This is a genomic window from Xanthomonas bonasiae (genome assembly GCF_014836395.1).
Classification (GTDB): domain Bacteria; phylum Pseudomonadota; class Gammaproteobacteria; order Xanthomonadales; family Xanthomonadaceae; genus Xanthomonas_A; species Xanthomonas_A bonasiae.
In genome coordinates this window covers 179,165-200,420 of sequence record NZ_JACSQX010000003.1, presented here as the reverse complement: position 1 = coordinate 200,420, position 21,256 = coordinate 179,165, and the positions used below count along the sequence as shown (strand labels likewise).

Annotated in this window: 15 protein-coding genes; 14 read left to right on the top strand and 1 reads right to left on the bottom strand. The window is 70.3% G+C overall.

What is annotated here, in order from left to right; genetic code table 11:
- Positions 1-30 precede the first annotated feature (30 nt).
- Positions 31-738, bottom strand: coding sequence for an AraC family transcriptional regulator (locus H9658_RS05825; RefSeq protein WP_179563877.1), 708 nt, complete (start codon positions 736-738; stop codon positions 31-33).
- 177 nt (positions 739-915) lie between these two features.
- Between H9658_RS05825 and H9658_RS05820 the strand changes: the two genes are divergently transcribed.
- From H9658_RS05820 to H9658_RS05755, 14 genes are all read left to right on the top strand, one after another.
- Positions 916-1,857 carry a 4-hydroxyproline epimerase gene (locus H9658_RS05820; RefSeq protein ID WP_179563878.1) on the top strand — a complete coding sequence of 314 codons (942 nt, stop codon included), beginning with the start codon at positions 916-918 and terminating at the stop codon, positions 1,855-1,857.
- Positions 1,854-2,954, top strand: a complete 1,101-nt coding sequence (locus H9658_RS05815) for an NAD(P)/FAD-dependent oxidoreductase (protein WP_191824685.1) — start codon at positions 1,854-1,856, stop codon at positions 2,952-2,954. The genes H9658_RS05820 and H9658_RS05815 overlap by 4 nt, the downstream gene beginning before the upstream one ends.
- 8 nt (positions 2,955-2,962) lie before the next feature.
- On the top strand, positions 2,963-3,199 hold the full coding sequence (locus H9658_RS05810; RefSeq protein ID WP_179565526.1) for a (2Fe-2S)-binding protein: 237 nt from the start codon (positions 2,963-2,965) through the stop codon (positions 3,197-3,199).
- Entirely contained in the window at positions 3,192-4,532 is a 1,341-nt protein-coding gene (locus H9658_RS05805) for an NAD(P)/FAD-dependent oxidoreductase (protein ID WP_191824684.1), read from the top strand. Before H9658_RS05810 ends, H9658_RS05805 begins: the two co-directional genes overlap by 8 nt.
- 4 nt (positions 4,533-4,536) lie before the next feature.
- Complete coding sequence (locus H9658_RS05800) at positions 4,537-5,442, top strand: dihydrodipicolinate synthase family protein (RefSeq protein ID WP_179563881.1); 906 nt, start codon at positions 4,537-4,539, stop codon at positions 5,440-5,442.
- A gap of 1 nt (position 5,443) precedes the next feature.
- Positions 5,444-7,036: an aldehyde dehydrogenase family protein gene (locus H9658_RS05795; RefSeq protein ID WP_191824683.1), complete on the top strand. Its 1,593-nt coding sequence runs from the start codon at positions 5,444-5,446 to the stop codon at positions 7,034-7,036.
- Entirely contained in the window at positions 7,033-8,241 is a 1,209-nt protein-coding gene (locus tag H9658_RS05790) for a M24 family metallopeptidase (protein ID WP_179563883.1), read from the top strand. The genes H9658_RS05795 and H9658_RS05790 overlap by 4 nt, the downstream gene beginning before the upstream one ends.
- A gap of 64 nt (positions 8,242-8,305) precedes the next feature.
- Positions 8,306-10,135, top strand: coding sequence for a DUF885 domain-containing protein (locus H9658_RS05785; protein WP_191824682.1), 1,830 nt, complete (start codon positions 8,306-8,308; stop codon positions 10,133-10,135).
- Entirely contained in the window at positions 10,132-11,958 is a 1,827-nt protein-coding gene (locus H9658_RS05780) for a DUF885 domain-containing protein (RefSeq protein WP_191824681.1), read from the top strand. Before H9658_RS05785 ends, H9658_RS05780 begins: the two co-directional genes overlap by 4 nt.
- Positions 11,959-12,148: 190 nt before the next feature.
- Complete coding sequence (locus H9658_RS05775) at positions 12,149-13,720, top strand: APC family permease (protein ID WP_179563886.1); 1,572 nt, start codon at positions 12,149-12,151, stop codon at positions 13,718-13,720.
- Positions 13,721-13,834: 114 nt separating this feature from the next.
- Positions 13,835-16,165 carry a S9 family peptidase gene (locus H9658_RS05770; RefSeq protein ID WP_191824680.1) on the top strand — a complete coding sequence of 777 codons (2,331 nt, stop codon included), beginning with the start codon at positions 13,835-13,837 and terminating at the stop codon, positions 16,163-16,165.
- A 134-nt stretch (positions 16,166-16,299) separates the two neighbouring features.
- Positions 16,300-17,853, top strand: a complete 1,554-nt coding sequence (locus tag H9658_RS05765; RefSeq protein WP_225209785.1) for a DUF5597 domain-containing protein — start codon at positions 16,300-16,302, stop codon at positions 17,851-17,853.
- Positions 17,854-17,893: 40 nt separating this feature from the next.
- Complete coding sequence (locus H9658_RS05760) at positions 17,894-18,202, top strand: flagellar basal body rod C-terminal domain-containing protein (RefSeq protein ID WP_191824678.1); 309 nt, start codon at positions 17,894-17,896, stop codon at positions 18,200-18,202.
- 420 nt (positions 18,203-18,622) lie between these two features.
- Positions 18,623-20,992 carry a glucosidase family protein gene (locus H9658_RS05755; RefSeq protein WP_191824677.1) on the top strand — a complete coding sequence of 790 codons (2,370 nt, stop codon included), beginning with the start codon at positions 18,623-18,625 and terminating at the stop codon, positions 20,990-20,992.
- The last annotated feature ends 264 nt before the right edge of the window (positions 20,993-21,256 follow it).

The window sequence follows — 21,256 nt, the reverse complement described above, 5'->3', positions numbered from 1 at the left end:
CCCCAATCCCGAATCCCCAATCCCGGCCTCTCAGAGCTTGCCCTTCATCGAGCGGTAGTCGCGCGGGGTCATGCCGACGGTGGCCTTGAACTGGCGCGCGAACGCGCTCTGGTCGGCGAAGCCGCAGGCCTGGCCGATGCTGGCGATGCTGTCCTCGCCGTGCAGCAGGCGCATCGCCGCTTCGATGCGCATCTTGGTCAGCAGCTGTTGCGGGGTCAGCTGGAACACGCGGCGGAAATGCCGTTCCAGCTGCGCCACCGACAGTTCTGCCAGGTCGGCCAGGGTCTGCACGCGCAGGTTGTCGCCGTAGTGGGTCTGCATGTGCTCCATCGCGCGGCTGATGCGTTCGTAGGCCGAATGGCGGCTGTCGGGCTGGCCCAGGTCGCGGGAGATGCCGACCACGCCGATCACTTCGTTCTGCTCGCACAGCGGGCGCTTGAAGGTCAGGCACCAGCCCGGGGTGCGGTTCGGGAACAGGTGAACTTCCAGCTGGTTCTCGATCATTTCGCCGCACAGCACGCGCCGGTCCTGCATCAGGTAGCTGCCGCCCAGCGGCAGCGGGAACACTTCCAGCGCCGATTTGCCGATCAGGTCGGCCCGGTACTTCTTGCCCAGGCGCCGCACCAGGGTCAGGTTGACGTGGGTGTAGCGGCCGTCGCGGTCCTTGACGAAGAACACCACGTCCGGCAGCGCATCGAACAGCGTCTGCATCTCCAATGCGGAAATCAAAGTATCCATCTGCACTCACCGGGCGGTTGTAGGCTGCGGCGGCAGGCAAGCCGCGGCATGCCCACCCCTGAGCACCGATCCTAGCCTAAACCGGGCCTGCGGGGACGCCGGGGTTGTGCGAATTTCCGCATTTATGACAAGCAAACGCTGCTAGCCGCCGGCGGCCCGGAATGTGAGCATGGACCTATGCATACACTCGATGTGATCGACTCGCATACCGGCGGCGAACCGACCCGTGTCGTCGTCGCCGGCTTCCCCGACCTGGGCACCGGCCCGCTGGCGCAACGGCGCGATCTGTTCCGCGATCGCTTCGATCGCTGGCGCAGCGCCATCGCCTGCGAACCGCGCGGCTCGGACACCATGGTCGGCGCGCTGCTGCTGCCGCCGATCGCGGCCGACGCCTGCGCCGCGGTGATCTTCTTCAACAACGTCGGCTACCTGGGCATGTGCGGCCACGGCACCATCGGCCTGGTGCGCACGCTGGCCGAGCTGGGCCGGCTGGCGCCGGGCACGCACCGCATCGAAACCCCGGTGGGCACGGTGGGAGTGGAGCTGCACGGCGACGGCCGGGTTTCGGTGGACAACGTGGAAAGCTACCGCCATGCCGCCGGCATCGAGGTGCAAGTGCCCGGCTACGGCCGCGTGCGCGGCGACGTGGCCTGGGGCGGCAACTGGTTCTTCATCACCGAGCAGACGCCGTGCGCGCTGGAGCTGCGCAACCAGCGCGCGCTGACCGCGTACACCGAGGCGCTGCGGCTGGCGCTGGAGGCGGCCGGCATCCGCGGCGCCGACGACGGCGAGATCGACCATATCGAGATCAACGGCCCGGCGCCGGACACCGGCGCCGACGCGCGCAACTTCGTGCTGTGCCCGGGCCTGGCCTACGACCGTTCGCCGTGCGGCACCGGCACCAGCGCCAAGCTGGCGTGCCTGGCCGCCGACGGCAAGCTGGCCGCCGGCCAGGTGTGGCGCCAGGAGGGCATCCTCGGCAGCCTGTTCGAAGGCAGCTACGTGCCCGGCACCCGCGGCGTGCTGCCGCGGATCACCGGGCAGGCGCACATCACCGCCCGCGCGCAGCTGCTGATCGATGCGCAGGATCCGTTCGCCTGGGGCATCGGCGCCGGATGAGCGGTTTCGACCTGATCGTCGTCGGCGCCGGCATCGTCGGCGCGGCCTGCGCCGATGCGGCCGCCGCCGCCGGGCTGCGGGTGGCGATCGTCGAGTCGGGCACGATCGGCGGCGGTTCCACCGCTGCGGCGATGGGTCATCTGGTGGCGATGGACGACGATCCGGCGGAACTGGCGCTGTCGTCCTATTCGCTGCGCCTGTGGGAAGAATTCGCGCAGTTGCCGGCGGCCGAGTTCAGCCGCTGCGGCACGCTGTGGGTGGCGCGGCAGGCGCGCGAGCTGGAGGCGATCCCGGCCAAGATCCAGCGCCTGGCCGCGGCCGGCGTGCATGCCGAGGCGATCGATGCCGAGACGCTGTACCGGCTGGAGCCGGCGCTGGCGCCGGGGCTGGCCGGCGGCATGCGCGTGGCCGCCGAAGCGGTGGTGTATCCGCCGCGGATGGCGCGGCATCTGGTCGAGCGTGCGCTCGCCGCCGGTGCGCAGCTGTTCGCCGGGCGCCGCGCGCTGGCGCTGGCCGCCGGCGGACTGCGCCTGGACGACGGCAGCACCCTCAGCGGGCCGGTGCTGGTCGCCACCGGCTGCGCGTTGCCGGAGTTGCTGCCGGAACTGCCGATGCGCGCGCGCAAGGGCCAACTGGTCATCACCGATCGCTATCCGGGCTTCGTCGGCCACCAATTGCTGGAGCTGGGCTATGCCGACAGCGCGCACGGCAGCGACGGCAGCAGCGTGGCATTCAACGTGCAGCCGCGGCCGACCGGGCAGATCCTGATCGGTTCCTCGCGCGAATTCGATGCCAGCGACCGCAGCGTGTCGATGCCGATGCTGCAACGCATGCTCGAGCGCGCGTTCGCGTTCCTGCCGGCGTTGCGCCAGCTGCAGGCGATCCGGGTGTGGACCGGGCTGCGTCCGGCCACCCCCGACGGCCGTCCCTACCTGGGCGCGGTGCCCGAGCGTGCCGACGTGTGGGTCGCGGCCGGCCACGAAGGGCTGGGCGTGACCACCGCGCTGGGCAGCGCGCGGCTGTTGCTGGATCTGATTTTGCAGCGCACTCCCGTGCTGGACCCGGCGCCGTTCGCGCCGGCGCGGGCGCTGTCGTGAGCGCGCCGATGCTGCGCCTGCAGATCAACGGTCAGGCCGTCGAGGTACTGGACGGCAGCAGCGTGGCCGCGGCGGTGGCGCAGGTCGCGGTGCATTTCCGCCGCTCGCGCAACGGCCAGCCGCGCGCGCCGCTGTGCGGCATGGGCGTGTGCAGCGAATGCCGGGTGCGCATCGACGGCCTCGGCCAGTTGCGCGCCTGCATCACTCCGGTCCGCGACGGCATGCAGGTGTGGACCGATGGCTGAGCCGCGCGCGCTGCAGTACGACGTGGTCGTGGCCGGTGCCGGTCCGGCCGGACTGGCGGCGGCGCTGGCCGCCGCCGGGCATGGCCGGCGCGTGGCGCTGGTCGATCTGCAGGCGCGCGCCGGCGGCCAGATCTGGCGCCACGACGTGGCCCATGCGCCGCCGAAGCTGGCCGCGCGGGTGCTGGCGCAGCTGGCGGCGAGCAAGATCGAATTTCTGTCGCAGACGCAGTTGCTGATGGCGCAGGACCGGCAGCTGCTGGCCGATGGCCCGCAGGGCGCGCGCTGGATCGGCTACGACGCGCTGGTGCTGGCCACCGGCGCGCGCGAATTGCTGCTGCCGTTCCCCGGCTGGACCTTGCCTGGCGTCACCGGCGCCGGCGGCGCGCAGGCGCTGGCCAAGCAGGGCTGGCCGCTGGCCGGCAAGCGCGTGCTGGTCGCCGGCAGCGGTCCGCTGCTGCTGGCCAGCGCGGCGACGCTGCGCCGCCACGGCGCGCAGGTGCTGGGCATCGTCGAACAGGCGCCGCTGCGCGCGCTGGCCGGTTTCGCCGCGCAGCTGCCGTGGCGCTGGCCGGACAAGGCGCTGCAGGCGCTGAGCCTGCGCGCGCAGCTGGCCGGCGTGGGCTATCACAGCGGCAGCGTGGTGCTGGCGGCGCACGGCGACAGCCAGCTGCGGTCGGTGGAGATCGACGGCCCGCGCGGCCGCCGCCGCCTCGAGTGCGACCAGCTGGCGGTCGGCTACGGACTGGTGCCGAACGTGGAACTGGCGCAACTGCTCGGCTGCCGCCTGGCGCGCAGCGGCGTGCATCCGTGCGTGGCGGTGGACGCGCAGTTGCGTACCAGCGTCGCAGGCGTGTACGCCGCCGGCGAGGCGCTGGGCATCGGCGGGCGCGATTGCGCGCGCGTCGAAGGCGCCATCGCCGGGCACCTGGCAGCGGGGCAGGCGGCCGCGGCGCAGGCATTGCAGCCGCAGCGGCGGCGCGCGCGCGCGTTCGCCGCGTTGCTGCAGCGCCAGTTCGCGCTGGACCCGCGCATCCACACGCTGGCCGCGGCGGACACGCTGGTGTGCCGTTGCGAGGACGTGCCGCTGTCGGCGCTGCGCGGCCATGCCGACCTGCGCGACGCCAAGCTGGTCTCGCGCTGCGGCATGGGCGCCTGCCAGGGCCGCATCTGCGGCAGTGCGCTGACCGAGTTGGGGCTGGCGCCGCGGCACGACGATTTTTCCGACGACGGCCGCCGGCCGCCGCTGTTCCCGGTGCGCCTGGACGCGCTCGCCCAATCGCTTCCCGATCCGCTTCTTCCCGAACCTCCACTCACAACCCTCGACAAGGTGTAATCCCATGAGCAAGGCTTCTTTCTGGTACGGCGTGCTGCCGGCCATCACCACTCCGTTCAACGCCGACGGCAGCATCGACCACGCGTTCCTGGCCAAGCATGCGCAGGTCATGGTCGACGCCGGCTGCACCGCGATCGTGCCGCTGGGCTCGCTCGGCGAGGCCGCCACGCTCAGCTTCGACGACAAGGTCGCGATCCTGAAGACCCTGGTGCAGGCGCTGGACGGCCGCATCCCGGTGGTGCCGGGCATCGCCGCGCTGTCCACCGACGAGGCCGTGCGCCTGGCGCAGGCGGCCAAGCAGGTCGGCTGCGGCGGGCTCATGGTGCTGCCGCCGTACGTGTACTCCACCGACTGGCGCGAGATGGGCGCGCATGCGCGTGCGGTCATCGCCGCCACCGACCTGCCGGTGATCCTGTACAACAACCCGGTCGCCTACAAGACCGATTTCAGCCCGGCGCAGATCGCCGAGCTGGCCGCCGAATTCCCGAACCTGCAAGCGGTCAAGGAATCCTCCGGCGACGTGCGCCGTTTCGCCGCGCTGGGCGAGTTGCTCAACGACCGCCTGGTGCTGCTGGTGGGCATGGACGATGCGATCGTCGAAGGCCTCAGCATGGGCGCCAAGGGCTGGATCGCCGGCCTGGTCAACGCGTATCCGAAGGAGTCGGTGAAGCTGTTCGAGCTGGCCCGCGACGGCGGCTACCCGGCGGCCAAGGCGCTGTACGACTGGTTCCTGCCGCTGCTGCGCCTGGACACCGTGCCCAAGTTCGTGCAGCTGATCAAGCTGGTGCAGGAGAAGGTCGGCCTGGGCAGCGAGCGCGTGCGCGCGCCGCGCCTGGTCGTCGACGGCGCCGAGCGCGAAGCGGCGCTGAAGGTGATCGACCACGCCATCGCCACCCACCCCGGGCTCTGAGATGAGCATGCAGCCGCTGTTGCTTGCCGGCCATTGGCAGCCGTCGCTGGAAGCGCGCGGCAGCTTCCGCGCCGAGGACCCGCGCGACGGGAACGCGTTCGGACCGGAGTTCCCGGTCAGCGGCGCCGCCGATCTGGAAGCGGCGCTGAGCGCGGCGGTGCTGGTCGCCGACGCGCTGGCCGCGGCGGCGCCCGAACGCATCGCCGGGTTCCTCGACAGCTACGCCGCGGCGATCGATGCCGACGTGGAGCAGTTGGTCGCGCTGGCGCATGCCGAGACCGGCTTGCCGGTCGAACCGCGCCTGGCCAAGGTGGAGTTGCCGCGCGCCAGCGGGCAGTTGCGCCAGGCCGCGCAGGCGGTGCGCCGCCATAGCTGGACGCAGCCGGTGATCGATACCGCCGCCGGCCTGCGCGCGCAGCTGGGGCCGCTGCACAAGCCGGTGCTGGTGTTCGGCCCGAACAATTTTCCGTTCGCATTCAACGCGGTGGCCGGCAGCGATTTCGCCTCGGCCATCGCCGCGCGCAATCCGGTCATCGCCAAGGCGCATCCGTCGCATCCGGCCACCAGCCAGCGCCTGGCGCAGCTCGCGCACCAGGCCCTGCTGGACAACGGCCTGCCGGCCGCGGCGGTGCAGTTGCTGTACCACTTCGACAACACGCTGGGCCTGGAACTGGCCGGCGATCCGCGATTGGGCGCGATCGGTTTCACCGGCAGCCGTGCCGGCGGACTGGCGCTCAAGGCCGCGGCCGACCGTGCCGGGGTGCCGGCCTACGTCGAGCTGTCCAGCGTCAATCCGGTGTTCCTGCTGCCGGGCGTGCTGGCCGAGCGCGGTACCGCGCTGGCACAGGAATTCTTCGCCTCGTGCACGATGGGCAGCGGCCAGTTCTGTACCAATCCCGGCATCGTGGTGGTGCCCGAGGGCGAGGACGGCGATGCGTTCGTCGCCGCGGCCAGCGCGCACTTCGCCGGCGCCGCGCCGAGCCTGCTGTTCTCGCGCGGCGTGCTCGAGCACCTGCAGCGCGGCGTGGCCACGCTGCGCAATGCCGGCGCCGCGGTGCTGGCCGGCGGCGACGCCGCGCCGGAGCCGGGCTATCGGCATGCGCCGACCTTGCTGGCGGTTTCGGCGCAGGCCTTCCTGCAACAGCCCGAGGCGCTGCAGACCGAGGCGTTCGGTCCGGTCAGCCTGGTGGTGCGTGTCGACGGCCTGGCGCAGATGACCGCGCTGGCGCACAGCCTGGAGGGCAACCTCACCGGGACGCTCTACCGTGCGGCCGACGGCAGCGACGACGTGCTGTTCGCCGCGATTGCCGCCGCGCTGCGGCCGCGGGTGGGACGCCTGATCTGCAACAAGATGCCGACCGGCGTGGCGGTCAGCGCGGCGATGAATCACGGCGGTCCGTACCCGAGCACCGGCCATCCGGGCTTCACCGCGGTCGGCATGCCGGCCGCGATCCGCCGCTTCGCCGCGCTGCACAGCTACGACGGCCTGCCCGATGCGCTGTTGCCGGAACTGCTGCGCGACCGCAATCCCGGCGGCGTGCAGCGGCTGATCGACGGCCAGTGGAGCGTCGCCGACGTGGAGCGCGCGGCATGAGCGCCACCGCGCAGATCGGCGGGCTGAGCCTGGCCATGGCGCATGCGCAGCTGGCGCCATGGCCGGCGCAGGCGCCGCCGATCCAGCCGCAGGAATATCAGCAGCGGCTGGCGCGGGCGCGCGAACTGCTGCGCGCGCAGGGCGCCGATGCGCTGCTGATCGGCGCCGGCGCCTCGCTGCGCTATTTCACCGGCGTGCCGTGGGGCGCCAGCGAGCGGCTGGTGGCGATGCTGCTGACCGCCGAAGGCGATCCGCTGCTGATCTGCCCGGCGTTCGAGGAAGGCTCGCTGGACGCGGTGCTGCGCATCCCGGTGCGCAAGCGGCTGTGGGAAGAGCACGAGGATCCGCATGCGCTGGTCGCCGAGGCGCTGAGCGAGCTCGGCGCGCAGGCGCTGGCGCTGGATCCCGGCATCGCCTTCGCCGTGCACAGCGGGTTGAGCGCGGTGCTGGACCGGGTCGCGATCCGCGACGCGACGCCGATCGTCGATGGTTGCCGCATGCGCAAGTCGGCGGCGGAACTGGCGCTGATGCAGCAGGCCTGCGACATGACCCTGCAGGTGCAGCGGCTAGCCGCCGGCCTGATCCACGAAGGCATCACCACCGCCGAACTGGTGCGCTTCATCGACCAGGCGCACCGTGCGCTCGGCGCCGACAACGGCTCCACCTTCTGCATCGTGCAGTTCGGCCATGCCACCGCGTACCCGCACGGCATTCCCGGCGTGCAGGCGTTGCGTGCCGGCGAGCTGGTGCTGATCGACACCGGCTGCACCGTGCACGGCTACCACTCCGACATCACCCGCACCTACATCTTCGGCGAACCGAGCGAGAAGCAGCGGCGCATCTGGCAGCTGGAGCACGATGCGCAGGCGGCCGCGTTCGCCGCGGTGCGTCCGGGCGTTAGCTGCGCGGCGGTGGACCAGGCGGCGCGCGAGGTGCTGCAGGCGGCCGGCCTGGGCCCGGACTATCGCCTGCCGGGATTGCCGCACCGCACCGGCCATGGCTGCGGCATGAGCATCCACGAGGCGCCGTACCTGGTGCGTGGCAACGCGCTCGCGCTGGCGCCGGGCATGTGCTGCAGCAACGAGCCGATGATCGTGGTGCCGGGCGAGTTCGGCGTGCGCCTGGAGGACCATTTCTACGTCACCGAACACGGCGCGCAGTGGTTCACGCCGCCGTCGCCGGCGATCGATCGGCCGTTCGCCTGATGCAGGCGGCGGCCGCCGGCACGGTGCCGCCGCAGAGGTTCCATTCGCTTACCGGAGTCCGTCGATGAGATTCGCCCGCCTGTTGCTTCCCTGCGCGCTGGCCGCGGCGTTGCTGGCCGCATGCCAGCCGGCCACGCCGCCCGCCTCGCCGCAGCCGGCGGCCGCGGCGGGTACACCGGCGCAACAGCCGGGCCAGGCCTTCGCCGCCTTGCTCGACGCGCAGTGGCAGTACCAGCTCGAGCACCATCCGGAGTTCGCCAGCATCATCGGCGACACCCGTTACAACGACCGCTGGAGCGATTACTCGCCGGCGGCGTTGCAGGCCGAACGACAGGCCACCGCGGATTTCCTGAAGCGTTTCGAGGCGATCGACGGCAAGGCGCTGTCGGCGCAGGACCAACTGAGCCTGCAGATGATGCTGCGCCAGTTGCGCGACCGGCTGGAAGCGATCGCGCTGAAGAACGACGAGATGCCGCTGGAGCCGGTCGGCGGCATCCAGCTGGCGCTGCCGGGTTACGCGCAGGCGTTCCCGTTCGCAAGCGTCAAGGACTACGAGGACTACATCAAGCGCCTGCAGGCGATCCCGGCCTTGCTCGACCAGGTCGTGGCGCTGTCGCGCGCCGGCGCCAAGGACGGGCTGGTGCAGCCGAAATACCTGCTCGAACGGATCCCGGCGCAGGTGCGCGCGATCGCCGCGCCGGCCGGCGCCGACAGCCCGTTCGCGTTGCCGCTGAAGAGCTTCCCTGACGCGGTGCCGGCGGCCGAGCGCGCGCGCCTGCGCGAGGCGATGCTCGCGGCGATCGACCAGCAGGTGCGTCCGGCCTACGCCAAGCTGGCCGATTTCGTCGCCGACGAATACGCGCCGCAGGGCCGCGCGCAGGAAGGACTGTGGTCGCTGCCCGATGGCGAGCGCCGCTACCGCTACGCGATCCATACCCAGACCACCACCGACAAGTCGCCCGAGCAGATCCACCAGATCGGCCTGGCCGAAGTGGCGCGCATCGAAGGCGAGATGAGCGCCATCGCCAAGCAGCTCGGCTATGCCGACCTGCCTGCGCTGCGCAAGGCGGTGGCCCGCGACCGCAAGTTCTTCGCCAGTTCGCGCGAGCAGATCCTGCAGCGCTACCGCGACGACATCGCGCAGATGCAGCCGCAGCTGCCCAAGCTGTTCGGCACCTTGCCGAAGACGCCGCTGGAAGTGCGTGCGATGGCCGAGTTCCGCAGCACCGCACCGGGCGCCGAGTACTGGCAGAGCGACGCGCAAGGCAGCAAGCCGGCGCTGGTGATGGTCAATACCAGCGACTACGCGCAGCGCACCCTGGTCAACATCGAGGCCACCGCGTATCACGAAGGCGTGCCCGGCCATCACCTGCAGATTTCGCTCGCGCAGAGCCTGCCGCTGCCGCCGTTCCGCCAGCAATCCAGCTACAACGCCTACGTCGAAGGCTGGGCGCTGTATGCGGAGCGCCTGGGCAAGGACGTGGGCTTCTACCAGGATCCGTACAGCGACTACGGCCGCCTGGCCGGCGAACTGCTGCGCGCCAACCGACTGGTGCTGGACACCGGCGTGCACTACAAGCGCTGGACCCGGCAGCAGATGATCGATTTCTTCCACGCGCATCCGTCCGACGACGAGCCCAGCATCCAGGCCGAGACCGACCGCTACATCGTGTGGCCGGGCCAGGCGCTGGGCTACAAGCTCGGCGAGTTGGACATCCTGGCCCTGCGCGAGAAGGCCAAGCGCGAACTCGGCGCACGCTTCGACATCCGCGCCTTCCACGACCAGATCCTCGGCGGCGGCGCGATGCCGCTGGACCTGCTCGACGCCCGCATCGACGCCTGGATCGCGCAGGCCAAGGCCGGCGCGGCCGCCACTTCGGAGAAAGCGCAATGAGCCTGAATTCCCGACTTCGCGCACCGCTGTTGCTGGCGATCGTCTGTGCGCTCGCAGGGCAGGGCGTCGCCGCTGCCGCAGAACCCGCGCCACCCGCCGCGGCCACGGCGAGCAGCGACGCCGGCACGCGTTTCAAGGCGCTGTACCTGCGCGAGTGGAAATGGCGCCAGGAGCAGTCCGCCGGCGCCGACGACGAAGACAGCCAGGGAGCGGCAGCGGATCACTTGCCCAAGGTCGATCTGGCCACGCAGAACCTGCGCACCGCTTACTGGCAGCAGGTGCTGCGCGAACTGGATGCGATCGACCAGGCGCAGCTGTCGGCGCAGGACCGGGTCAACTACCAGGTCTACCGCCAGCAGATCGCGGTGTTCCTGGACCAGCAGCATTTCCGCGCCTGGGAGATGCCGTTCAACAGCGATACCGCGTTCTGGAGCAATCTGGGCTTCAGCGCCCGCGCCACGCTGCGCACCCGCGACGACTACCAGCGCTACCTGAAGATCCTCGCCGACATTCCGCGCTACTTCGACGAGCAGATCGTCAACATGCGCGCCGGCCTGGCGCGCGGTTTCAGCCAGCCGAAGGTGACGCTGACCGGCCGCGACCAGTCGATCGCCGACGTGGCCAACGCCAGCGGCGAGGCCAACCTGTTCTACACCCCGTTCAAGCAGATGCCGGCCAGCATCCCGGCCGACGTGCAGGCGCAGCTGCGGCAGCAGGCGCTGGACGCCATCGCGCACAGCGTGGTGCCGGCCTATACCGACCTGCTGCGCTTCATGCGCGAGGAGTACCAGCCGAAGGCGCGCAGCACGCTCGCCGGCGAGGCATTGCCCGATGGCAAGGACTACTACCGCGCGCAGATCCGCGAGTTCACCACGCTGGACCTGTCGCCCGAGCAGATCCACCAGATCGGGCTGCGCGAAGTGGCCAAGCTGCGCAAGGACATGGACCAGACCATCGTCGCCAGCGGCTTCGTCGCACCGAAGGGGCAGCCGACCTTCCCGGCGTTCCTGAAATTCCTGCGCACCGATCCGCAGTTCTATCCGAAGACGCCGGAGGAACTGCTCAAGCAGGCGGCGTGGATCTCCAAGCGCGTGGACGCCAAGGTCGGCGACTACATCGGCCGCCTGCCGCGGCAGCGCTTCGCGATCGAGCCGGTGCCGCCGGACCTGGCGCCGTTCTACACCGGCGGCCGCGGCGGCCCGGGCATCTACCTGGTCAACACCTACGACCTGCCGTCGCGTCCGCTGTACAACCTGACCGCGCTGACCCTGCACGAATCCTCGCCTGGCCACGCGCTGCAGATGCCGCTGGCGGCCGAACAGCAGGGCTTGCCGGACTTCCGCCGCTACGGCTACATCTCCGCCTACGGCGAAGGCTGGGCGCTGTATTCGGAATACCTGGGGCAGGAAATGGGGATGTACGACACCCCGTACGACCGCTTCGGCTACCTGACCTACCAGATGTGGCGCGCCTGCCGGCTGGTGATCGACACCGGCATCCACCACAAGGGCTGGACCCGCGAACAGGCGCAGGCCTACCTGCGCGACAACACCGCGCTGAGCGAGCACGAGGTCACCACCGAGGTCGACCGCTACATCGCCTGGCCGGGGCAGGCGCTGTCGTACTACCTGGGCGAACTGAAGATCATCGAGTTGCGGCGCAAGGCCGAAGCCGCGCTCGGCGAGAAGTTCGACATCCGCGCCTTCCACGACGCGATCCTGGAAACCGGCTCGGTGCCGCTGCCGGTGCTGGAGCAGCGCATCGACCGTTTCATCGCCGAGGGTGGCAAGTCGCCGTGGGCGCAGGAGGCGCCAAAGCAGTAGGCACGCTGAAGCTCCTCTCCCCCCGGGAGAGGGGTTGGGGTGAGGGTACGGGGCGAAGCCTCATGCGGTCGAAACGACACGAGGCTGCGCCCGTACCCTCATCCGCCCCTTCGGGGCACCTTCTCCCGAGGGGAGAAGGGACAACTGCAGGTAGTTAGGAATCGGTTACAACCTTTCCAGCGGGGGCACCATGACCACACAAGGCAAGTTCCACAAGCGTCTGAGCCTGACCGACCTGACCTTCATCGGGCTCGGTTCGATCTTCGGCTCCGGTTGGCTGTTCTCGGCCAGCCATGTGTCGGCCATCGCCGGCCCTGCCGGCATCGTGTCGTGGATCGCCGGCGGCGTGGCGGTGCTGCTGCTGGGCCTGGTGTATTGCGAACTGGGCGCGGCGCTGCCGCGCGCCGGTGGCGTGGTGCGCTACCCGGAGTACTCGCACGGCGCGCTGCTCGGCTGGCTGATGGGCTTCATCACCCTGATCGCGTTCTCCAGCCTGATCGCGATCGAGGTCGAGGCGGCGCGGCAGTACGCCGCGGCCTGGTTCCCCTCGTTGAACCAGGCCGGCAGCACCCATCCCAGCGTGGCCGGCTGGCTGCTGCAGCTGGCGCTGCTGGTGGCGTTCTTCCTGCTCAACTACTTCAGCGTCAAGACCTTCGCCACCGCCAACAACATCGTCAGCGTGTTCAAGTTCCTGGTGCCGGTGCTGGTGATCGTGCTGCTGATGGCCCACTTCAATCCGCAGAACCTGCACGTGCAGGGCTTCGCGCCATCCGGCGCGGCCGGCGTGGAGGCGGCGATCTCGGCCGGCGGCATCATCTTCGCCTACCTCGGCTTGACCCCGATCGTGTCGGTGGCCAGCGAGGTGCGCGATCCGCAGCGCAACATCCCGATCGCGCTGATCCTGTCGGTGGCGCTGTCCACGGTGATCTACGTGCTGCTGCAGCTGGCGTTCCTGGGCAGCGTGCCGTCGACGTACCTGGCGCAGGGCTGGGGCGGCATCGACAAGGCGTTCGCGCTGCCGTACCACGACATCGCGCTGGCCCTGGGCATGGGCTGGCTGGCGGCGCTGGTGATCTGCGATGCGATGATCTCGCCCAGCGGCACCGGCAACATCTACATGAACGCCACGCCGCGCGTGGTCTACGGCTGGGCGCGCAGCGGCGGCTTCCTGTCGGTGCTGACCCGGGTCGACGCCAAGTCCGGCATCCCGCGTCCGGCGCTGTGGTTGAGCCTGGCGCTGTCGGTGTTCTGGACCCTGCCGTTCCCGTCGTGGGAGACGCTGATCCAGGTGGTGTCGGCGGCGCTGGTGCTGAGCTATGCGGTGGCGCCGGTGACCGTGGCCGCGCTGCGCCGCAGCGCGCCGCAACTGCCGCGGCCGTTCCTGTTGCGCGGCTTCGCCGTGCTCGGGCCGCTGTCATTCATCGTCGCCGCGCTGATCGTCTACTGGTCCACCTGGAACACGCTGTCGTGGCTGCTCGGCCTGCAGGTCGCGATGTTCGCGCTGTACGTGCTGTATCGGCTGCCCAGCGCGGCCGGGCGCGCGCAGCTGTGGCGGCAGGTGCGCGGCGCGTTGTGGCTGATCGGGTTCTTCGTGCTGGTGCTGCTGGTGTCCTACCTGGGCACCTTCGGCGGCACCGGCCAGATCGCGCATCCCTGGGACACGCTGAGCGTGGCGGTGATCGCGTTCGGCTGCTACCACTGGGGCGCGCGCACCGGGTTGCGCAGCGACGAGCTGGCGCTGGAAGAAGACGACGGCGAATAGGTTGCCCGCTTTTTGTAGGAGCGGCTTCAGCCGCGACAGCATGCTGCAGAGCCCGTGTCGCGGCTGAAGCCGCTCCTACAGAAGGGCAGGGAATTCAGGGGATATCGGAACGCAATGAACAGATTCGCTGCATCGATCGTGCTGGCTGCGGTGTCTTTCGCCGGCCATGCCCAGGCCGCGCCCAGCGCCGCCGACTACCAGCGCTCGCTCGGCCTGCGCGAGGCGTGGATGACGCTGACCGAGAACGTGACCTGGCCGGCGCAATGGCGCGACGACGGCACGTTCTATTACCGCAAGACGGTGCCCGGCGGCTTCGCCTTCGTGCTCGAGGACGTGGCCGGCCAGCGCAAGCAGCCGGCGTTCGATGCGCTGCGGCTGGCGCGCGGGCTCAGTGCCGCGGCCGGGACCGAGTACCCGGCGCTGCGGTTGCCGTTCGAGCGCTTCAGCTATGCGGCCGACGCCGGACGCGACAACGCCGCGATCGTGTTCCAGATCGACTACGTGCCGTGGCGCTGCACGCTCGCCGACTATGTCTGCGCGCGCGCCGATGCCGGTCCGCAGCCGCGGCCGCGCGGCTTCGGCGTGGTCCGCGATCCGGCGGTGGCCGCGGACAACACGCCGCGACGTTCGCCGGACGGGCGTTGGGACGCGCTGGCCTACGGCCACGATGTGGTGCTGCGCAGCGTCGCCGACGGCCACGTGCTGCGCTTGAGCGAGGACGGCCGCGCCGACGATTTCTACGATCCGGAAACGCTGGCCTGGTCGCCGGATTCGCAGCGGCTTGCGGTGTACAAGGTGCGTCCTGGTTTCGCGCGGCGGGTGACGCGAGTGGAGGCGGCGCCGCCCGGCGGCGGCCAGCCGCGCGTGCGCACCCAGCTGTATCCCAAGCCCGGCGACGCGGTGGATATCGAGCGGCCGGTGCTGTTCGATCTCGCCGGCGTGTCCGCAGGCGCCGGCGCGCGGCGCATCGCCATCGATGATGCGCTGTTCGCCAATCCGTACCAGCTGTCGCCGATCCAGTGGCGCAGGGATGGCCGCAGCTTCGTGTTCGACTACGTGCAGCGCGGTTTCCAGCGCATGCGCGCGATCGCGGTGGACGCGGCCAGCGGCCGCGCGCGCGTGGCGGTGGGCGAGGACGCCACGACCTTCGTCTACGCCGATCGCAGCTACCGTCACGACGTGGACGGGCTCGGCAAGGAGATCCTGTGGATCTCCGAACGCGACGGCTGGCGCCATCTCTATCTGTTCGATGGCGAATCCGGCAAGGTCAAGACGCAGATCACCAAGGGCGCGTGGATCGTGCGCGACGTGCTGCGCGTGGACGACGCGCAGCGCCGCATCTGGTTCTCCGCCAGCGGCATGGATGCGGGCAAGGACCCGTACTACCGGCAGCTGTTCGCGGTCGATTTCGACGGCCGCCACCTGACCCGACTGACCACCGCCGACGCCGACCACGACGTGGCCATCGCCGACGACGGCCGCCACTACGTGGACACCTATTCGCGCCCGGACCTGCCGCCGGTGATGGAGCTGCACGCCATCGACGGCACGCTGCTGCAGGTGGTGGAGCGCGGCGACATCGGCAAGCTGCAGGCCGCCGGCTGGCGCGCGCCGCAGACCTTCGTGGCCAAGGGCCGCGACGGCCGCACCGACATCTGGGGCATGGTGGTGCGCCCGCGCGACTACGACCCGCGCAAGACATACCCGGTGATCGAGAACATCTACGCCGGCCCGCACGACAGCTTCGTGCCCAAGACCTTCTGGCCGTTCGGCTACCACTCCGGCGGCGACAAGCAGATCGGCATGCAGGCGCAGGCCGACCTGGGCTTCATCGTGGTGATGATCGACGGCATGGGCACCGCCAACCGCTCCAAGGCGTTCCACGACGTGGCCTGGAAGAACCTCGGCGATTCCGGGTTCCCCGACCGCATCGCCTGGCACAAGGCGCTGGCGGCCAAGGATCCGTCCTACGACATCAGCCGGGTCGGCATCTACGGCGCCTCGGCCGGCGGGCAGAGCACGCTGGGCGCGCTGGAACGGCATCCGGATTTCTACAAGGTGGGCGTGGCGTTCGCCGGCTGCTACGACAACCGCATGGACAAGATCAGCTGGAACGAGCAGTGGATGGGCTGGCCGGTGGACGCCAGCTACGCCGCCGCCTCCGGCGTGGACAACGCGGGCAAGCTGCGCGGCGAGTTGCTGATGATCGTTGGCGAGCAGGACAGCAACGTCGATCCAGCCTCGACCGCGCAGGTAGTGGATGCGCTGATCAAGGCCGGCAAGGATTTCGACCTGCTGAACGTGCCCGGCGGCGAGCACTCGGTCGGCCGCTCCACTGGTCCGATCGACTACGTGCAGCGGCGCCAGTACGACTTCTTCGTGCGCCATCTGCTGGGCGCGCAGACGCCGCGCTGGAATGCCATTTCCGCGGGAGACGCGCAATGACCGACCGCCATCCGCACTTCCCTGTAGGAGCGGCTTCAGCCGCGACCGATATTTCCGAAGCCAGAATCCGTTCGGCGCCGGTGTCGCGGCTGACGCCGCTCCTACACAAAGCGTCGTCAGTCGTCCGCTACGCCATGCTGGCCATGCTGCTGCCGCTGCTCGCCCACGCCGAAGAGATGCCGCGCTACGTCAGCCGCGACGGCCACCACGCGCTGTTCGTCGACGGCGCGCCGTACAGCATCATGGCCGCGCAGCTGCACAACTCCAGCGCCTGGCCGCAGGTGTTGCCGCAGGCGCTGGACGCAGTGCAGGCGCTGCATGCCAATACGGTCGAGGCGCCGGTGTACTGGGAACAGTTCGAGCCGGAGCCGGGCCGCTACGACTACCGCAACGTCGATGCGCTGGTCGAGCAGAGCCGCGCGCGCGGGCTGCGCCTGATCGTGCTGTGGTTCGGCACCTGGAAGAACGGGCAGATGCACTACGTGCCGGAATGGATCAAGCGCGATCCGGCCACGTATCCGCGCATGCGCGACGCCAAGGGCGAGCCGGTGGATGTGCTGTCGCCGCATGCGCCGGCCAATGTGCAGGCCGACGCGCGCGCCTTCGCCGCGCTGATGCAGCACCTGCGCAAGATCGACGCCGGCCGCTACACGGTGATCGCGGTGCAGGTGCAGAACGAACCCGGCGCGATCGGCACCGTGCGCGACCACGGCGCCGCCGGCGAGCGCGCGTTCGATGCTGCGGTGCCGGCGGAAGTGCTGCAACGGTTTGGCAAGCCGGCCGGCACCTGGACCCAGGTGTTCGGCCGCGACGCCGAGGAAATGTTCAGCGCCTGGAGCAACGCCAGCTACATCCAGCAGGTCGCCGCCGCCGGCAAGGCCGCGTATCCGCTGCCGCTGTACGTGAACACCTGGCTGCGCTACAAGGGCCGCACCAAGCCGGGCGAGGAATACCCGGCCGGTGGCGCCACCTGGAACGTGTTCGACCTGTGGCGCCTGGCCACGCCGGCGATCGACTTCATCGGCACCGACATCTACACCAGCGACTACGACGAATACACCAAGGTGGTCGGCCAGTACGCGCGCGCCGACAACCCGGCCTGGGTCTCGGAGACCGGCTTCGAGGCGGCGACCGCGCCGTACCACTTCCACGTGCTCGGCCGCGGCGGCATCGGCTTTTCGGTGTTCGGCATCGACGGCAACGAGGACACGCCGGAGAACCAGGCCGCGATCGCCGCGCATGTGGCCGGCTTCGGCCTGCTCGCGCCATTGCAGCGCGAACTGGCCGCCGGCGCGTTCGCCGGCACCTTGCAGGCGGCGGTGGAGAAGGCCGGGGTGCCGAAGCAGAGCCTGCGCTTCGGGCCGTGGCAGGCGCAGGTGTCGTTCGGCGCGCCGGGCTGGGGCGAGGCGCCGGCGATCCTGCCCGGCACGCCGCAGCACGATGGCCGCGCGCTGGTGCAGGAACTGCAGCCGAACGTGTTCCTGGTCACAGGTTTCAATTCCCGCGTTGAATTTGTGCGCGACCGTGCCGATGGCAAGTACGGGCAACTGCTGCGCGTGGAGCAGGGCCGCTACGTCGATGGGCAGTGGCGGTTCGTGCGCCTGTTGAACGGCGACGAGACCGACTACGGGCTCAACTTCCGGCGTGCCGATCCCTACGTGCTGCGGGTGACCGTGGGAACCTACTGACCTTGCGGCCGCAACCCGGCCGCCCGACGAGCAAACGCGCATGAGTTCCATCGCCTCGGTGTCCTCGATCGCCCTGTCCGGCATGCGCGCCGCCGCCTCCGGCCTGCAGGCGCGCGCGAACAATGTCGCCAACGCCGCCACCGAAGGTTTCCAGCGCCAGGTGACGGCCAACCAGGAAGCGCCCGGCGGCGGCGTCAGCGTCCAGGTGCGGGCGGCGGGCGGCGAGGGCAGCGACCTGGTCGACGACATGGTCGGCGGGCTGTCCGCACGCAACGATTTCCAGGCCAATGCGCGGGTGCTGCGCGCGGCCGACGACACCATCGGCAGCCTCCTCGACATCCTGGCCTGAGGCCGCGCCGCTCTCCCGCTCCCTGCGGGATCATGGCCCTCTTCTTTGGGGAAAGTGCCCCGCAGGGGCGGATGAGGGGACGGGCGTAGCCTCGTGCACCCAACTCCGCGAGACGCTTCGCGCCGGACCCTCACCCCAACCCCTCTCCCGGCGGGAGAGGGGCTAGCGCTGTCCCTTCTCCCACCGGGACCATGGCCCCCTTTTCGGGGGAAGGTGCCCCGCAGGGGCGGATGAGGGTACGGGCGCAGCCTCGCGTACCTGCTCCTGCGCAACCCGCAAGAGCAAGCACAAAGCCCAGCGCAGCTCCTGCACCCCACCCAACGCTATGCAATTTTCCGCACCGATCCTCGACACAGCGCACAAGACGTCGCCGCACCTGCGGCGCACGATGATGCGCTATTGCTCATCGGGGGACGGTACATGGATCGGAGAGATTTCCTGCGTCAGGGGCTGGCGGTCGGCGCGGTCGCAGGTGTCGAAGCGCTCGCCGGCGGCATCGCCGCGCCCGCGAATGCAGCGCCCGCCGCAGCGCCAGCACCGGCCCTGCCACGCCTGCAGCCGCTGGCCGCCGATGCGCTAGCCGGCCACACCCTGCAATGCCGCTTCACCGAGGCCGGCGCGCAATGGCAGGTGTACGAAGATTTGCGCAGCGCCGATGGCGACCTGACCCTGCTCGGCCCCGGCGGCGCGCTGGTGCTGGGCAAGCGCACGGAAGCGGTCTACCCCAGCGCGCAGGCGCCGTACTTCGGCATGAAGCTGGCCGACGTGGCGCTGGCCGAAGCCGACCTGCTTGCCGACCGCCTGCTGCGCGACGGCGATCCGCGCATGGACGAAGTGCGCGACGCGGCGCCGCCGCCGGCCTCGCAACTGGATCCCAAGGACTACAACGGGCGCCTGCCGTGGACCACCTTCGTCGGCACCCGCGAATGCGCCGATACCATGCCCGTGTATCCGGACGGCCGCACCCGCGCCTATCGCGCGCTGCACGCCTTTCCCGAGCTGGGCAAGGCCGAACTGGTCACACGCCGCCACGAAGGCCTGATCGGCGGCTGGATGCCGGCGGTGCGCAAGGTGGTGCCGGCCGGCGAGGGCCGCTACTACGATGTGCTGCTGTTCGCCGACGTGCTCGCCACCGATCGCTTCATCGTGCAGACCTGGCACCGCAGCGCGCTGGTCGAGCACGGCCAGGTGACCAAGGTGGTGTACGGCTACAGCTATCCCGACTATCCGCCGCGGCGCGGTCCGCGCAGCGCCGAGGACTTCTACCGCGGCCTGCTCGCCTTCGCCGGCTACTGGCAGGGCCTGCTCGCCGACACCGTGCAGGCGCAACTGCCCGATGCCAGCTGGAGCGACATGGCGCGCTTCGCCTTCGTCCGCGAACTGGTGGTGCGCCCCGGCGGCACGTATCCGAAGTACGGCGCGGTCGATCGCGACTACTACGGCAACGAATACGACGGCTTCCAGGACACCTTCACCAGCTCGCTGTACGCGAACCTGGAGTGGGGCCGCTTCGCCCAGGCCGGCGCGGTGCTGGACGGCTACTTCAGCGACTTCGTGCAGGACGACGGCATGGTCAACATGCGCGGCGCGGAGACCGGCCAGTTCGGCCTGACCCTGTCGCTGCTGGCGCGCTACCTGCGCTACACCGGCGATGCGGCGCTGCTGCGCAAACATCGCGGCAAGATCGAAGCGACGGTGCAGATCCTGCTGGAACTGCACGACGCCAGCCTGAAGCTGCCGGCCAAGGCGCCCGGGCACGGCCTGATCCATGGCTGGAACGAATCCGACGCCTGCCTGTTCCCGGATCCGACCCTGTGGTGGAAGCCGTACTACGCCAACAGCGCGCTGGCGATCCGCGGTTGGCAGGACATCGCCGCGGTGTGGACCACGATCGCCGGGCCGGGCGCGCAGGCCGCCGCGGCGCAGTGGCGGCGGCGCGCGCAACAACTGACCGCGCAGCTGCACACGACCCTGCGCGCCAATATCCGCCGCGACCTCAAGCCGGCCTACATCGGCCCGCTGCCGGGGGTGAAGCTGACCTTCCGCCAGTCGCTGCAGCAGGAGAGCCCCAGCGAGCAGGGCTGGCCGCACCGCGCCTACGCCGAACTGCTGCAGGCAGACGTGCTGCCCGACGAGCTCGCGCACCTGGTCGTCGATTGCGTGCGCGGCCACGGCGGCACCAGCCTGGGCGTGGTCGGCAACATCGCCCCGCCCACCCCGGAAGGGCGCGACCTGCTCGGCTTCATCTCCTACGGCTACGCGCAGCAGCTGTTGCGCCTGGACCGGATCGAGGAATACCTGCTGTTCCTGTACGCGCACCGCTACCACGTGCACACGCGCGGCAGCTGGACCGCGGGCGAGGTCAGCGGCATCACCGGCGGCATGCCGCTGTTCTGCATCCCGGCGCAGATGACCATCCCGCTGCTGCTGCGCTGGATGCTGGTGTTCGAGGACAGCGCCGGCGAGGAACTGTTCCTGGCGCGCGCGCTGCCGCGCGCGTGGCTGGGCAGCGGCGAGCCGATCGCGATCCAGGCCGCACCGACCCGCTGGGGCGCGGTGTCGTTGAGCCTGCGCGGCGATCCGGCGCGCAAGCGCATCGACGGCACGCTGAGGTTGCCTGCGCAGGCACCGACACGCACCTGGCTGACCCTGCGCGTGCCGGCCGGCACGCAGGTGCGCGAGGTGCTGATCGACGGCCGCGCGGTGGCCTTGTCCGGGCCGCGCAACGAGCGCGTGCAGGTGCCCGCCGGCGCGGCGCGGGAAATGACGATTTCGGCCGCCTACGGCTGAGTGGCGAAAAAGTCGGAAATGTCCCGTTGCGCGTCGCGCAATGCGATATTCCGCACGTTTAACCGATAAATACGACAAGACGACGCCATCACGGTACGCGCACATTGTGTCCGTGCAATGAAGTCTCCGGGGGAGATTCCTGCACGATGCAGCGCCGCACGCAGCGGCGACGGCGGCAGCTCGCGCTGCCGCCGCGCCTTGCACACGACGCCCTGTTCCGTCCCGCCAACGACCGCTGGCGATGGGGATGGCAGCCCGGGGAAG

Bases quoted from the DNA above. Each gene is read 5' to 3' on its own strand.
- H9658_RS05825 (WP_179563877.1), bottom strand. From the start codon at position 738: ATGGATACTTTGATTTCCGCATTGGAGATGCAGACGCTGTTCGATGCG.
- H9658_RS05820 (WP_179563878.1), top strand. From the start codon at position 916: ATGCATACACTCGATGTGATCGACTCGCATACCGGCGGCGAACCGACC.
- H9658_RS05815 (WP_191824685.1), top strand. From the start codon at position 1,854: ATGAGCGGTTTCGACCTGATCGTCGTCGGCGCCGGCATCGTCGGCGCG.
- H9658_RS05810 (WP_179565526.1), top strand. From the start codon at position 2,963: ATGCTGCGCCTGCAGATCAACGGTCAGGCCGTCGAGGTACTGGACGGC.
- H9658_RS05805 (WP_191824684.1), top strand. From the start codon at position 3,192: ATGGCTGAGCCGCGCGCGCTGCAGTACGACGTGGTCGTGGCCGGTGCC.
- H9658_RS05800 (WP_179563881.1), top strand. From the start codon at position 4,537: ATGAGCAAGGCTTCTTTCTGGTACGGCGTGCTGCCGGCCATCACCACT.
- H9658_RS05795 (WP_191824683.1), top strand. From the start codon at position 5,444: ATGAGCATGCAGCCGCTGTTGCTTGCCGGCCATTGGCAGCCGTCGCTG.
- H9658_RS05790 (WP_179563883.1), top strand. From the start codon at position 7,033: ATGAGCGCCACCGCGCAGATCGGCGGGCTGAGCCTGGCCATGGCGCAT.
- H9658_RS05785 (WP_191824682.1), top strand. From the start codon at position 8,306: ATGAGATTCGCCCGCCTGTTGCTTCCCTGCGCGCTGGCCGCGGCGTTG.
- H9658_RS05780 (WP_191824681.1), top strand. From the start codon at position 10,132: ATGAGCCTGAATTCCCGACTTCGCGCACCGCTGTTGCTGGCGATCGTC.
- H9658_RS05775 (WP_179563886.1), top strand. From the start codon at position 12,149: ATGACCACACAAGGCAAGTTCCACAAGCGTCTGAGCCTGACCGACCTG.
- H9658_RS05770 (WP_191824680.1), top strand. From the start codon at position 13,835: ATGAACAGATTCGCTGCATCGATCGTGCTGGCTGCGGTGTCTTTCGCC.
- H9658_RS05765 (WP_225209785.1), top strand. From the start codon at position 16,300: ATGCTGGCCATGCTGCTGCCGCTGCTCGCCCACGCCGAAGAGATGCCG.
- H9658_RS05760 (WP_191824678.1), top strand. From the start codon at position 17,894: ATGAGTTCCATCGCCTCGGTGTCCTCGATCGCCCTGTCCGGCATGCGC.
- H9658_RS05755 (WP_191824677.1), top strand. From the start codon at position 18,623: ATGGATCGGAGAGATTTCCTGCGTCAGGGGCTGGCGGTCGGCGCGGTC.